At 73.0% G+C, this 12,974-nt stretch carries 12 protein-coding genes; 3 read left to right on the forward strand and 9 right to left on the reverse strand.

Going from position 1 to position 12,974, the window contains the following annotated elements:
• Positions 1–63: 63 nt before the first annotated feature.
• The 7 genes from fahA to ABZ641_RS13895 all read right to left on the reverse strand — a co-directional run bounded on the left by fahA (position 64) and on the right by ABZ641_RS13895 (position 7,287).
• Positions 64–1,272: a fumarylacetoacetase gene (fahA, locus tag ABZ641_RS13865; protein ID WP_359981640.1), complete on the reverse strand. Its 1,209-nt coding sequence runs from the start codon at positions 1,270–1,272 to the stop codon at positions 64–66.
• Positions 1,269–2,081 (reverse strand): hypothetical protein, encoded by an 813-nt coding sequence (locus ABZ641_RS13870; RefSeq protein WP_359981643.1) that lies wholly within the window; start codon positions 2,079–2,081, stop codon positions 1,269–1,271. The genes fahA and ABZ641_RS13870 overlap by 4 nt, the downstream gene beginning before the upstream one ends.
• Positions 2,078–3,277 (reverse strand): cupin domain-containing protein, encoded by a 1,200-nt coding sequence (locus ABZ641_RS13875; protein ID WP_344623674.1) that lies wholly within the window; start codon positions 3,275–3,277, stop codon positions 2,078–2,080. The genes ABZ641_RS13870 and ABZ641_RS13875 overlap by 4 nt, the downstream gene beginning before the upstream one ends.
• 27 nt (positions 3,278–3,304) lie before the next feature.
• Entirely contained in the window at positions 3,305–4,513 is a 1,209-nt protein-coding gene (gene hppD, locus ABZ641_RS13880; RefSeq protein WP_344623675.1) for a 4-hydroxyphenylpyruvate dioxygenase, read from the reverse strand.
• A 165-nt stretch (positions 4,514–4,678) separates the two neighbouring features.
• Entirely contained in the window at positions 4,679–5,968 is a 1,290-nt protein-coding gene (locus tag ABZ641_RS13885) for a phosphoribosyltransferase family protein (RefSeq protein WP_359981646.1), read from the reverse strand.
• Between the two features lie 92 nt (positions 5,969–6,060).
• Positions 6,061–6,360, reverse strand: coding sequence for an antibiotic biosynthesis monooxygenase (locus ABZ641_RS13890; RefSeq protein ID WP_344623677.1), 300 nt, complete (start codon positions 6,358–6,360; stop codon positions 6,061–6,063).
• Positions 6,361–6,396: 36 nt separating this feature from the next.
• Positions 6,397–7,287: a hypothetical protein gene (locus ABZ641_RS13895; RefSeq protein WP_344623678.1), complete on the reverse strand. Its 891-nt coding sequence runs from the start codon at positions 7,285–7,287 to the stop codon at positions 6,397–6,399.
• Positions 7,288–7,553: 266 nt separating this feature from the next.
• On the opposite strand from ABZ641_RS13895, the gene ABZ641_RS13900 reads away from it, so the two are divergent.
• Entirely contained in the window at positions 7,554–8,888 is a 1,335-nt protein-coding gene (locus tag ABZ641_RS13900) for a M28 family metallopeptidase (RefSeq protein WP_344623729.1), read from the forward strand.
• 48 nt (positions 8,889–8,936) lie between these two features.
• Here ABZ641_RS13900 and ABZ641_RS13905 read toward each other — a convergent pair whose 3' ends face one another.
• Both ABZ641_RS13905 and ABZ641_RS13910 read right to left on the reverse strand, forming a co-directional pair.
• On the reverse strand, positions 8,937–10,643 hold the full coding sequence (locus tag ABZ641_RS13905) for an acyl-CoA dehydrogenase family protein (protein ID WP_344623679.1): 1,707 nt from the start codon (positions 10,641–10,643) through the stop codon (positions 8,937–8,939).
• Positions 10,643–11,209, reverse strand: coding sequence for a PadR family transcriptional regulator (locus ABZ641_RS13910; protein WP_359981650.1), 567 nt, complete (start codon positions 11,207–11,209; stop codon positions 10,643–10,645). Before ABZ641_RS13910 ends, ABZ641_RS13905 begins: the two co-directional genes overlap by 1 nt.
• 94 nt (positions 11,210–11,303) lie before the next feature.
• On the opposite strand from ABZ641_RS13910, the gene ABZ641_RS13915 reads away from it, so the two are divergent.
• Both ABZ641_RS13915 and ABZ641_RS13920 read left to right on the forward strand, forming a co-directional pair.
• Positions 11,304–12,350: a winged helix DNA-binding domain-containing protein gene (locus tag ABZ641_RS13915; protein WP_359981652.1), complete on the forward strand. Its 1,047-nt coding sequence runs from the start codon at positions 11,304–11,306 to the stop codon at positions 12,348–12,350.
• 143 nt (positions 12,351–12,493) lie between these two features.
• Positions 12,494–12,919 (forward strand): SPW repeat protein, encoded by a 426-nt coding sequence (locus ABZ641_RS13920; protein WP_344623682.1) that lies wholly within the window; start codon positions 12,494–12,496, stop codon positions 12,917–12,919.
• Positions 12,920–12,974 lie beyond the last annotated feature (55 nt).

Consider the following 12,974-nt stretch of genomic DNA (forward strand, 5'->3'; position numbering starts at 1 on the left):
CGCCCCGCTCAGCCGGGGTGGACGGGGCAGGCGACCGGGCGGTGCGCCGGGGCAGCCCGCGGGTCAGGGCAGGATGCGGCCGGTGACCTCGCCGAAGCCGATCCGGCTGCCGTCGGGGCCGGGGGCGGTGGCGGTCATCACCACCTCGTCGCCGTCCTCCAGGAAGGTGCGGGTGGTGCCGTCGGGCAGCTTGACCGGGTTCTCGCCGTTCCAGGTGAGCTCGATCAGGGCGCCGCGGGTGTCCACCTCGGGGCCGCTGACGGTGCCGGAGGCGAACAGGTCGCCGGTGCGCAGCGAGGCGCCGTTGACCGTCATGTGGGCGAGCTGCTGGGCGGCCGTCCAGTACATGGTGGCGAACGGCGGCCGGGAGATCCGGTGGCCGTTCAGCGACACCTCGATGGCCAGGTCGAGGCCCCACGGCTCGCCGCCGCGGTCGTCGAGGTAGCCGAGCGGCTCCACGTCGCGGGTGGGCGGCGCGACCCGGGCGTGCTCCAGGGCGTCCAGCGGGACGATCCAGGGCGAGACCGAGGTGGCGAAGGACTTGCCCAGGAAGGGGCCGAGCGGCACGTACTCCCACGCCTGGATGTCGCGTGCGGACCAGTCGTTGAGCAGGCAGACGCCGAAGACGTGCTCGCGGAAGGCCGACATCGGGACGGCCGTGCCGAGCTCGCTCGGCGCGCCGACGACGAAGCCGACCTCGGCCTCGATGTCGAGCCGGCGGGACTTGCCGAAGCCCGGCGCCGCGTCGGCGGGGGCCTTGCGCTGGCCGCTCGGGCGGACCACCGGCGTGCCGGAGACCACCACCGTGCCGGCCCGGCCGTGGTAGCCGATCGGCAGGTGCTTCCAGTTGGGGGTGAGCGGCTCCGAGCCCGGGCGGAAGATCCGGCCGAGGTTGGAGGCGTGGTGCTCGGAGGCGTAGAAGTCGACGTAGTCGGCGACCTCGAACGGCAGGTGCAGTTCGACCTCGGCGAGCGGCAGCAGACAGGGGGCGACCGCCGGGCGGTGCGCCTCGTCGGCGAGCCACTCGGTGAGGGCGCCGCGGACCTCGCGCCAGGTGCGCCGGCCGGCCGCCATCAGCGGGTTGAGGGTGTCGGCGTCGAGCAGCACGGACGGCGCGCCGACGGCCCGGGCGGCCGCGCCGGCGTCCAGCACGTGGTCGCCGATCCGCACGCCGATCCGGCGGCGGCCGGGCTGGTCGTTCGCGCTGAAGACGCCGTACGGCAGGTTGTGGATGCCGTACGGCGAGTCCTGCGGGATGGCGAGCCAGGTCAACGGTCCTCCAGCGTGGGTGGGTGGAGCAGGCCGAGGTCGGCCAGGTCGGCGAGGGGTTCGGCGATGCTGCAGGTGCCGAAGGAGGTGAACGAGCGGCGGGCGGCGGCGACCCGGTCGTCCGTCAGGGCGGCCACCGCGGCCGCGACCACGGCCGGCGAGCGCTCCTCCAGCGCCGCCACCGCGCCGTCCCGGTCGCCCGCGGCGGCGGCCAGCAGCACGTTGAGGAAGCCGTGGTGCTCGAAGCCGGTCACCGGATCGGTGTGCCGGACGGCGTGGTGCAGCCCGGCGGTGCACTTGTACGGCACCGCCCGCTCGGCGCAGCCGACCAGGAAGGCGGCCAGCTCGCCGACCGGCGGGAAGGCCCCGGCGGTGAGCCCGCCGGTGCGGTACTTGGCCCGGTGGGGGGTGCCGGCCAGGGCGTCCAGCGAGTCCTCCGTCCGGCCGTCGCGCGGCAGTTCGACGGCCGCGGCGATGCCCTCGGGAAGTTCCGCGGCGAGCTGCGCCACCGTGGCGGCGACGTCGTCGGTGGCGATCTCGATGCTCACCACGTCGAGGCCGGCGGCCTCCTTGAGCGCCGCGGCCGGGCCCGCACTGCCCCCCGGCAGTACCAGCCCGACCGGCAGCGGGCCGGTGCCGGCGGTGCGCACCAGGTCCGCCAGCCGGCCGGGGCCGCAGAGGAACGGGCCGACCGTCTCCGCGTACCAGGCGGTGCGGTGGCCGCGGTGGGCCGGCACCGCCTCGGCGAGCGGCAGGTCGCCGGGCGGGAAGAGCGCGGCGTCGTCGAAGAGCCCTGCGTACAGCGGCGTCACCGGCCCGGCCCCCGTCCGCCCGACCACGTCCAGGCGTAGCCCGGGTCCTCGCTCGCGGTGCCGCCCTCGCCGAGCTCCAGCGGCTTGAAGGTGTCGACCATGACGGCGAGCTCGTCGAAGAACTCGGCGCCGATCGAGCGCTCGTACGCGCCCGGCTGCGGGCCGTGGGTGTGGCCGCCGGGGTGCAGCGAGATCGAGCCCTGGCCGATGCCCGAGCCCTTGCGGGCCTCGTAGTCGCCGCCGCAGTAGAACATGACCTCGTCGCTGTCCACGTTGGAGTGGTAGTACGGCACCGGGATCGACAGCGGGTGGTAGTCCACCTTGCGCGGCACGAAGTTGCAGATGACGAAGTTGTTGCCCTCGAACACCTGGTGCACCGGCGGCGGCTGGTGGATCCTGCCGGTGATCGGCTCGTAGTCCTCGATGTTGAAGGCGTACGGGTACAGGCAGCCGTCCCAGCCGACCACGTCGAACGGGTGGTGCGGCACGGTGTAGCGGGTGCCGACCACGCCGTGGGTGCCGCGGTGCTTGACCAGCACGTCGACGTCTGCGCCGTCGACCAGCAGCGGCCCGACCGGCCCGCGCAGGTCCCGCTCGCAGTACGGCGCGTGCTCCAGCAACTGCCCGAACCGGGACAGGTAGCGCTTCGGCGGGGTGATGTGGCTGTTCGCCTCGATGCAGTACGCGCGCAGCGGGCCGTCGCCGGTGGGCACCCAGCGGTGCGTGGTGGCCCGCGGGATGATCACGTAGTCGCCGCGGTGGACGTCCAGCGAGCCGAACACCGTCTCCACGGTGGCCTCGCCGTCCTCCACGTACACGCACTCGTCGCCGAGCCCGTTGCGGTACAGCTCGCTGGGCGCCCCGGCGACCACGTACGAGATCCGCACGTCGGAGTTGCCGAGGACGAGGCGGCGCCCGGCCACCACGTCGGTGCCCTTCCACTCCTCGCCGAAGAGCTGGTGCAGCTTCAGGTGGCGGGGGATCAGCGGAAGGTTGGGCGTGGTGGCCTGGCTCGGCAGCTCCCACGGCCGGGCGTCCACGATCGCCGAGGGGATGCCCCGGTGGTAGAGCAGCGAGGAGTCCGAGCTGAAGCCCTCCTCGCCCATCAACTCCTCGTAGTACAGCCCGCCCTCGGGCGTGCGGTGCTGGGTGTGCCGCTTGGGCGGGATGTCGCCCAGCTGCCGGTAGTGCGCCATGTCCCGGTCTCCTCGTCAGGGGGTGGGTCAGAGGTTTCCGCGCTTCTCCTGCTCGCGCTCGATGGCCTCGAAGAGCGCCTTGAAGTTGCCCTTGCCGAAGCCCAGCGAACCGTGCCGCTCGATGAACTCGTAGAAGACGGTCGGGCGGTCGCCGATCGGCTTGGTGAAGATCTGCAGCAGGTAGCCGTCCTCGTCGCGGTCGACCAGGATGCCGCGGGACTTCAGCTCCTCGATCGGCACGCGGACCTTGCCGATCCGCTCGCGCAGCGCCGGGTCGTCGTAGTAGGAGTCCGGGGTGTTGAGGAACTCGACGCCGCGCGAACGCAGCACGTCGACGGTGGTGAGGATGTCGTTGGTGGCGAGGGCCATGTGCTGGCAGCCGGCGCCGGTGTAGAACTCCAGGTACTCGTCGATCTGCGACTTCTTCTTCGCGATCGCCGGCTCGTTCAGCGGGAACTTCACCCGGTGGTTGCCGCTCGCGACGACCTTGGACATCAGCGCGGAGTACTCGGTGGCGATGTCGTCGCCGACGAACTCGGCCATGTTCACGAAGCCCATGACCCGGTTGTAGAACGAGACCCACTCGTCCATCTTGCCGAGCTCGACGTTGCCGACCGCGTGGTCCAGCGCCTGGAACAGCCGCTTCGGCGCGCCGGCGGGCCGCTGCACCTTGCTCTCGGCGACGACGTAGCCGGGCAGGTACGGGCCGTTGTAGCGGGAGCGGTCGATCAGGGTGTGCCGGGTCTCGCCGTAGGTGGCGATCGCGGCGCGGCGCACGGTGCCGTTCTCGTCGGAGACGTCGTTCGGCTCCTCCAGGACGGTGGCGCCCTGGGCGCGGGCGTGCGCGATGCACTTGTCGACGTCCGGCACCTCCAGCGCCAGGTCGACCACGCCGTCGCCGTGCCGGCGGTGGTGGTCCAGCAGCGGGCTGTCCGGGGAGACACCGCCCTTGATCACGAAGCGGCACGAGCCGGAGCGCAGCACGAAGGCCTTGCGGTCGCGGCGGCCGGTCTCCGGGCCGGAGTAGGCGACCAGCTCCATGCCGAACACGGCCTGGTAGAACTGCGCCGTCTGGGTGGCGTTGCCGACGACGAACACCACCGCGTCCTGGGCGGTCACCGGGAAGGGGTCGCCCGCGGGGTCGTGCTCGACCAGGCCGACGAGCGTGCGGAGCTGCTCGGCGTCGAGGCCGGCCTCCAGCTCGGCGGGGGTGAGTTCCACGGCGTTGGCGGTCATCGGTGCTCCTCCACGTTGAGGTTCTCCGCACCGCGAGGGGTCGGGCGGTAGCGGTTGCGCAGAGCTTGCCTTCGGTCCGGAGGTTGGGCAACAGCTGCGATTTCCACTGATCAATGTGTACAAGGTGAGCAGGTCGGGGCCTGGCGGGCTGTACGGATTGCCCAGTCATCGGGCCACCGGCGAGAGGTGCTGCGCGAACCAGTCCGCGGCCAGGGCGGCGACCGCCTCCAGCGCACCGGGCTCCTCGAAGAGGTGGCCTGCGTCCGGGACGACCGCCAGCGACGCCGGCGCCCCCAGCTGCGCCTCCGCCCGCCGGTTCAGCTCCAGCACCGTGCGGTCGGCCCCGCCGACGATCAGCAGCACCGGCGCCGACACCCCGCCCAGCACCGGCCCGGCCAGGTCAGGCCGCCCGCCGCGGGAGACCACCGCGGCCACCCGCAGACCCGGCTCGGCGGCCGCCCGCAGCGCCGCGGCCGCGCCGGTGCTCGCGCCGAAGTAGCCGACCGGCAGTCCGGCGCAGTCCGGCCGCGCCGTGACCAGCCGGGTCACCTCCGCCAGCCGCCGGCCGAGCAGCTCCGTGTCGAAGACCTTCTCCCGGTCGATCTCCTCGGCCGGGGTGAGCAGGTCGAACAGCAGTGTCGCCAGCCCGGCCCGGTTGAGTTCGCCCGCCACGTACCGGTTGCGCGGACTGAGCCGGCCGCTGCCGCTGCCGTGCGCGAACAGCACCAGGCCGAGGGCGTCCTGCGGCCGGGTCAGCACCCCCAGCAGCTCCACGCCGCCCGCCTCCAGGGTGATCTCCGGGTCCTTTGGCTGCTGCTGCCGGGCCGCGGCCTCGTCGAGCAGGGCGATCACCTCGGCGTCCGAGGTCTGCGAGAAGTCCGTGTAGAACTCGCCGATCGCCCAGAACCGGGCCGGGGTGTGCGGGCAGACCAGGTCGTCGACGTCCCCGCCCAGCCGGGCCGCCCAGTCCTGCGGCGCCACCGGCACCGCCAGCACCACCCGGGCCGCCCCGCGGGCACGGACGATCCGGCAGGCCGCCAGCGCGGTCGAGCCGGTCGCCACCCCGTCGTCCACCACGATCACCGTCCGGCCGGCCAGCGGAACGGGCGAGCGGCCCCGGCGGTACCGCTCGGCGCGGCGCTCCAGCTCGGCCCGCTCCTCCCGCTCGACCTCGGCGAGCTGCTCGGGCGAGACCCGGGCGCCGCGCACCACCGCGTCGTTGACCACCCGGGCGCCGCCCTCGCCGATCGCCCCCATGCCCAGCTCCGGCTGGAAGGGCACGCCGAGCTTGCGGATCACACAGATGTCGAGCGGCGCCCGCAGCGCCCGGGCCACCGGCGCGGCGACCGGGACGCCCCCGCGGGGCAGCGCCACCACGACCGGGTCGGCCCCGCGCCACCGCTGCAGTTCGGCCGCCAGCCGGCGGCCCGCTTCCTCACGGTCGGGGTAGTACATGGCTGAGCCTCTCCACGTCCACCGTACGTCCGGTTGCCGGTGCAGTCGGGGCAGCAGCTCAGGGGCGCCGGGGGCACCTCGACCGCTGCCTCCTACGGCAGCGCCGCCGCGAGGACGTCCACGTAGCGGATGTCGGGCGGGGCGGCGAGGAGGCGGGGGGCGGCCTCCATGAGGGCGGCGGCGATCCGGCCCTGGAGGTGGTACTCGCGGCCCTGGGCGTCGTCGAAGGTGTCGAAGATGCCGAAGACGGTCTCGCTCTCGCGGAAGGCGAACCAGGTCCGGGTGTCCACCTCCTCGACGGCCATCGGCAGCGCGCCGAGCAGCAGCTCGGCGACCTCCTCGGCGTGTTCCGGCTTGGCCTCGATGCGGGCGAGCAGTCCGACGGGCGGCATGGGGCCTCCAGGTGGGGTCGGGTGGGGCGGCGGGTCTCAGGCGTGCCGGGCGAAGTCCTCCAGGGAGACGGTGTACTCGCCGCTGTCGGCCGAGTGCCGCACGCAGTAGGCGCGCGGGTACCAGCCGGGCACCTGCCAGGCCTGCGGCTGCTTGACCGGCCGGCACGCGTCGGCCGGGTCGGCGCCCTCGGCGGCCTGCAGCGCGGCGAGCGTGACCATCGGCTCCAGGAAGGTGATCCGGGCGTCGTAGGTGCCGTACACAAAGGTGCGGGTGAATCCCTTGCCGTGCCACTCCTCGCCCGTGAGGTCGGTGAGGTGGTTGCCCATGGCGACCTGGGCGAGGCCCTTGTCGGTGTAGTCGGCGGGCAGGTACTCGGGCGGCAGCGGCCTGGTGGCCGTCGCGAAGTCGGTGCAGTCGATCAGGATGCCGCACGGGCCGGGGCGGATCGCCTGCCGTTCGGCGTCGGACTGCAGGTAGAAGTGCACGTCGAGGTGGGGGCGGTCGTAGACCTTCGGCGGGCCGTGGCCGGCCGGGTCCCAGTCGAGCAGGGCGAAGTCCAGCGGCATCCCGGGCAGGTCGCGCAGGGCCCGGGGCAGGGCGAGCGCGTACTCGTGGCCGCCGGCGCACTCGTGCATGGGGTCGACGGTGCCGTCGCCGTCGCGGTCGTAGCAGTGCCGGCCGTCGGCGGGTTCGGTGGGCAGGTCGGTCAGCGAGCCGCGGGTGAGGGCGACGCCGATCTCGACGGGCTCGTCGCCGCGCAGGCGGGCGTAGGTGTGTGCGGCGCCGTCGCCGAAGGGGACGGGGCGGCCGTAGACGGTGCGCAGGTGTTCGGCCGCGGCGGCCGGGGCGGCGGGCAGCAGGGCGGTGGCCAGCAGCGCGGCGGCCAGCAGGCGGCGGACGGGGCGGGGGCGGGGGTTCGGCGGCACGACGGCGGGCCTTTCGCAGCGGGGGCACTCCTGGCCACTGTGCCGGGCATGGACCTGACCGGCGCCCGGTGCTGCTCCGTCCGGGGGCGAGCCGGTGAACGGGTGTCAGGCGAACGGCCGTTGTGTGACGGCCTCTTGACGGTGGCTTTACCGAAGCCCGACCATCATGAGCGCGTCAACTTCACGGCCGCCCACCCCCACCCCACCGGGCGGCCGCACCGTCAGGTCCCGTTCTGCCCCACCGGAATCCGGAGTCCTACGTGTCCCTGCATGCCTTCCGGCGTGCGCAGCGGCGATCCCGCCTGCGCCGTCCCGCCGCCCTGGCCGCCGTCGCCGCCGCCACGCTCGCCGCGACGCTGCTCGCCCCCTCCGCGTCCGCCGGGCCCGCCCCCGCGCTCGCGGCGGCCCCCGACATCCCGGTCGCCAACGTCAAGGCGCACCTCGCCCAGCTGCAGTCCATAGCCACCGCCAACGGCGGCAACCGGGCGCACGGCCGGGCCGGGTACAAGGCCTCGGTCGACTACGTGAAGGCCAAGCTCGACGCGGCCGGCTACACCACCGCGCTGAAGACCTTCACCTACAACGGCGCCACCGGCTACAACCTGATCGCCGACTGGCCTGGCGGCGACGCCTCGCACACGGTGATGGCCGGCTCCCACCTGGACTCCGTCACCGGCGGGCCCGGGATCAACGACAACGGCTCCGGCTCGGCCGGCATCCTGGAGGTCGCGCTCGCCGTGTCGCGGGCCGGACTGCAGCCCACCAAGCACCTGCGGTTCGGCTGGTGGGGCGCCGAGGAGTACGGCATGGTCGGCTCCAAGAACTACGTCAACGGCCTGTCCGCCGGCGAGCGTTCGAGCATCGAGGCGTACCTCAACTTCGACATGATCGGCTCGCCGAACCCCGGCTACTTCGTCTACGACGACGACACCAAGCTGGACAACCTGTTCAAGACGTACTTCTCCGGGATCGGCGTGGCCACCGAGCCGGAGACCGAGGGTGACGGCCGCTCCGACCACGCGCCGTTCAAGAACGCGGGCATCCCGGTCGGCGGCCTGTTCAGCGGCGCCGACTACACCAAGACCAGCGCCCAGGCGAGCAAGTGGGGCGGCACCGCGGGCCAGGCCTTCGACCGCTGCTACCACGCGTCCTGCGACACCAGCGCCAACATCGACGACACCGCGCTGGACCGGATGAGCGACGCGATCGCCCACGCGGTCTGGACGCTCGGCACCGAGAGCGCGCCGCCGCCCGGCAAGGTCTTCGAGAACACCACCGCCGTGGCGATCCCGGACGCGGGGGCCGCGGTGACCTCCTCGATCACCGTCTCCGGGGTGGCAGGCAACGCGCCCGCCGCGCTGCAGGTGGGCGTGGACATCAAGCACACCTGGCGCGGCGACCTGGTGATCGACCTGGTCGCACCGGACGGCAGCAGCTACCGGCTGAAGAACTCCAGCTCCAACGACTCGGCCGACAACGTGATCACCACCTACACCGTCAACGCCTCCAGCGAAGTGGCCAACGGCACCTGGAAGTTGAAGGTGCAGGACGTGGCCGCGCAGGACACCGGCACGATCGCCGGCTGGAAACTGACCTTCTGACGGGCAGGGCGGAGGGGGTGCCGGAGAGGCGGCACCCCCTCCCTCGCACTACGGCTGCATCTCGTAGGCGCCGGACAGCGCCTCGACCTTCGCCCAGACCCGGGCGGCGCGCTCGGCGTCGGCCACCGGGCGGCGGACGTGCGCCAGCGCCCAGGCGGCCTGCTCCTCGGTGGTGGAGGACTTGCCGTGCAGTTCGGTGGCGTGCGCGGAGAAGTCCCGCACCAGGGCGTCGAAGATCTGGTCCAGGACGTCGCCGTCGAGGCCGGTCAGCTCCGCCTGCTCCAGCACCAGCTGGCCGTAGACGACCAGCGCGAAGAGCTGGCCGATCTCCAGCAGGAAGTCCAGGTCCTGCTGCTGCTCGGCGCTCGGCGCGTGGGCGAGCAGCAGCGCGCAGAGGCCGTCCGCCTGCTCGCGGAAGCGGGCCACGTTCGGCACGGCGGCGTGCGTGTCGTAGGCGGTGCGCCAGTCGTGGAAGCGGATCGCGCCCAGGCCGCGGGCCGGGCCCTGGCGGAACAGGAACTCGTCGTCCGCGGCGTCCACCCGGTTCGGCACCGGCGCGAACTCGGCCGGGTTGAACAGGTAGTTGCCCATGAACTTGAGGATCAGCGCCAGGTTGACGTGGACGGTGCCCTCCAGCTTCGGCAGGCCGCGGATGTCCTTGGCGGCCTTGTCGAAGTAGGTGTCCGCCTCGAAGCCCTTGGCCGCGATGACGTCCCACATCAGGTCGATGACCTTCTCGCCCTCGGTGGTGACCTTCATCTTGGTCATCGGGTTGAAGAGCAGGTAGCGGCGGTCCTCCGGAGAGGCGGTGCGGAAGTAGTCCACCGAGCGGGAGCTGAACAGCTTCATCGCGACCAGGCGCGCGTACGCGTCCGTCAGTTCGCGCTTCACGTGGGCGAACTCGGTGACCCGCTTGCCGTACAGCACCCGGTTGTGGGCGTGCGTCACGGCCTCGTACATCGCGTGCTCGCAGATGCCGATCGAGGCGGTGCACAGGTTGAACTTGCCGACGTTGACGGTGTTCAGCGCGGCGTCGAAGGCGGCCTTGCCGGTGTGCAGCACGTCCTCGGCGCGCACCGGGTACTCCTCCAGGCGGAACTCGCTGACGTACATCTGCGCGTTCACCACGTTCTTGACCAGGTGGTACGCCTCGTGCCGGCTGTCGGCGGCGAAGAAGACGTAGCCCTCCGGGCCCTCCACGTCGGAGCGGCGGCCGAAGACCGACACCAGGCCGGCCACGTTGCCGTTGCCGATGTAGTACTTGGAGCCGGTGGCGGTGAAGCCGCCCTCGCCGTCCGGGGTCAGCACCATGTCGGTGGAGTAGATGTCGGCGCCGTGGCTGCGCTCGGACAGGCCGAAGGCCATCACGTGGCCCTCGGAGAGCAGCTGCGCGGCGCGGGCGCGGACGGCCTCGTTCTCGCTCTGCCAGACCGGGCCGAGGCCGAGGATGGTGACCTGCCAGGTGTACCAGTAGCCGAGGCCGTAGAAGCCGAGGATCTCGTTGAGCTCGGCGATCCGGGCGGTGTCCCAGCGCTTCGCCGGGTCGGCCGAGGACGGCGTCAGGAACTCCGCGAACAGGCCCTCCTTGGCGGCGAACTCCAGGAAGTCCGCGTACCAGGCGCGGTCGATGTAGGTGTCGATCAGCGCCTTCTTGCCACGCGACTCGAACCAGTCGACGGTGGCGCGCAGCAACCGGCGGGTGGTGTCGTCGAACTGCGCGGGGTCGTAGGAGCGCGGGTTGAACAGCTGCATCATCAGGTCCCAGGGGTCGAGGGTGGCGTGGCTTGCAGGCGGTGCAGGGTGGTGAGCACGTCGTCCAGCCAGGCGAGGATCATCCGCTCGTACTCGATGCCGCCGCGCAGCACCACGTGCTGGAGGCGCTGCTGGGCGTCGAGGGCGTCCGTGTCGGGGAAGTCGCGCTGCTCGCCGGAGAGGTAGCGGGCGAGCAGGGCGGCGTGCTCCGCGCGGTGCCGCTCGACCTCGGGGACGAGCGCGGCCGGGTCGTCGAAGGCCGCGGCGCGGATCTTCACGGCGAGTTCGTGCCGGACGGTCTCCGGTTCGACCGGCTCGCGCAGCCAGCCGACCAGGACACCGCGGCCCGCCGCGGTCGCCGAGTACACCTTCTTGTCCGGCCGCCCGTCCTGGGCGACCTCCTCCGCGGCGACCCAGCCGTCCGCCTCCATCCGCCGCAGCACCCGGTAGATCTGCTGGTGGGTGGCCGTCCAGAAGCGCCCGATGGAGCGGTCGAAGCGGCGGGCCAGTTCGTAGCCCGACCCGGGCTGCTCCAGGAGGGAGACGAGGATCGCGTGCTCCAGTGCCATGCCCGCATCCTGCTATGCAACGAGTTGCATAGGCAATGCGGGCGCGCCGCGTGAGACGCACCTCACGCGGTCCGCCCGGCGGAAGAATGGCCGGGTGGACGAGGTGGAGCTGCTGCGGCGGCGGATGCAGGCACAGTTCGGGCGGGCGCGGACGCGGGCCGCGGCGGCCGCCGGGACGTCGGGGGGCGTGCAGGCGCAGGACGCCGGGGCGGCCCGGCTGGGGCTGCGGGCCCGCGGCGTGGCGGACCCGGGCGAGCCGGGGCGGGCGCTCGCCGCGGGGGAGACGGTGGTGCTCGCGCTGATGCGCGGCACGCTGCACCTGGTGCCGGCCGAGGACGCGCGCTGGATGCTCGGCCTGTTCGCCGCCCGCAACCTGGCCGCCGGTGCCCGGCGGCGCCGCGAACTCGGGCTCACCGAGGAGGTCTGCGCCCGCGCCGGGGAGCTGCTGCCCGCACTGCTGGACGTACCGCGCGGCCGCGCCGAACTCGTCCGGCTGCTGAACGACCAGGGCCTCGGGATCGACCCGACGGGCCAGGCCCCGGCCCATCTGATGGGCTGGGCGACGGCGCACGGGCTGCTCTGCCGGGGCGCCGACGTGACGCCGCGCGATCCCGGCTACCTGCCGCTGCCGCAGGGCCGCCCCGCGCCCGAGGACCCGGCCGCCGAGCTGGCCGGCCGCTACCTGGCGGCCTTCGGCCCGGCGGAGGCCGCCGACTTCGCCGCCTGGTCCGGTCTGCCGGTGCGCGAGGCCCGGCGGGCCGTGGCCGCGGCCGGGCCGGAGGAGGTCGCACCGGGCCTGTTCGCGGCGCCCGGCGCCGGGCCGCTGCCGGCCGGGCCGCCGGTGGTGCGGCTGCTCGGCGCCTTCGACAACTACGTGATCGGCTACCGGAACCGGGACGCCCTGCTGGCGCCGGAGTTCGCCCGGCGGATCAACGCGGGCGGCGGGATCGTGAAGCCGGCCCTGGTGGCGGACGGCCGGGTGCTCGGCAGCTGGCGGCGGGAGAAGGGGGCCCTGGTGGTCGAGCCCTTCCGGGCACTGTCGGCGGCGGTGCGGGACGAACTGGACGGGGAGGCCGCGGCCGTGGCGGCGTTCCTGCAGGCCGACGCCGCACTGAGGGTCGAGCGGCCGGGCACATCATGACAAAAGGGTGATAATCAGGCGTAAAGGTTAGATAAGGGACACAATGGGTACGGGGCAGTCGCCTGCCTCGTCACCGACCTTGGAGGTGGTTCCCGGTGTCGACCCAGCTTCCGGGTATGGAGCGCCATCCGGACATCCTTGCCATGCGTGAACACTACGAGCGCGTCACCTCGACGATGCTCGCCCAGGGCGTCGAAGCGCTCTGCATCATCGCCGGAATCTTCCTGGCGATCTCCCCGTGGGTCGTCGGGTTCGCCCTCTTCCCCGCCGCGGGCGGCATCCAGGGCGTGACCCTGAGCAACCTGATCTGCGGTCTGACCTTCGCCTTCCTGCTGGGCGGCTACGCCACCGCCTTCGAGCGGACCCACGCGCGCGCCTACGCCGGACTGGCACTCGGCGCCTGGACGATCGTCGCTCCCTGGGCGACCGTCGGCGACCAGGCGTTCTACCGGACGATCTGGACCAACTGCGTGACCGGCGGCGTGATGGTCTGCCTCGCGGGTGCGGCCATCGCCATGGCGATGACCGGCATGTCCTCGAAGATGGGTATGGGTAGGAGCCGCGGATGACGGAGACCGACACGGACAACCCCCCGACGGGTGCGGACCCCACGGTCCGCACCCG

This window comes from Kitasatospora sp. NPDC007106 (assembly GCF_040634455.1).
Lineage (GTDB): Bacteria > Actinomycetota > Actinomycetes > Streptomycetales > Streptomycetaceae > Kitasatospora > Kitasatospora arboriphila.

Bases quoted from the DNA above. Each gene is read 5' to 3' on its own strand.
- ABZ641_RS13920 (WP_344623682.1), top strand. From the start codon at position 12,494: ATGCGTGAACACTACGAGCGCGTCACCTCGACGATGCTCGCCCAGGGC.
- hppD (WP_344623675.1), bottom strand. From the start codon at position 4,513: ATGACCGCCAACGCCGTGGAACTCACCCCCGCCGAGCTGGAGGCCGGC.
- ABZ641_RS13910 (WP_359981650.1), bottom strand. From the start codon at position 11,209: ATGGCACTGGAGCACGCGATCCTCGTCTCCCTCCTGGAGCAGCCCGGG.
- ABZ641_RS13875 (WP_344623674.1), bottom strand. From the start codon at position 3,277: ATGGCGCACTACCGGCAGCTGGGCGACATCCCGCCCAAGCGGCACACC.
- ABZ641_RS13885 (WP_359981646.1), bottom strand. From the start codon at position 5,968: ATGTACTACCCCGACCGTGAGGAAGCGGGCCGCCGGCTGGCGGCCGAA.
- ABZ641_RS13905 (WP_344623679.1), bottom strand. From the start codon at position 10,643: ATGATGCAGCTGTTCAACCCGCGCTCCTACGACCCCGCGCAGTTCGAC.
- ABZ641_RS13890 (WP_344623677.1), bottom strand. From the start codon at position 6,360: ATGCCGCCCGTCGGACTGCTCGCCCGCATCGAGGCCAAGCCGGAACAC.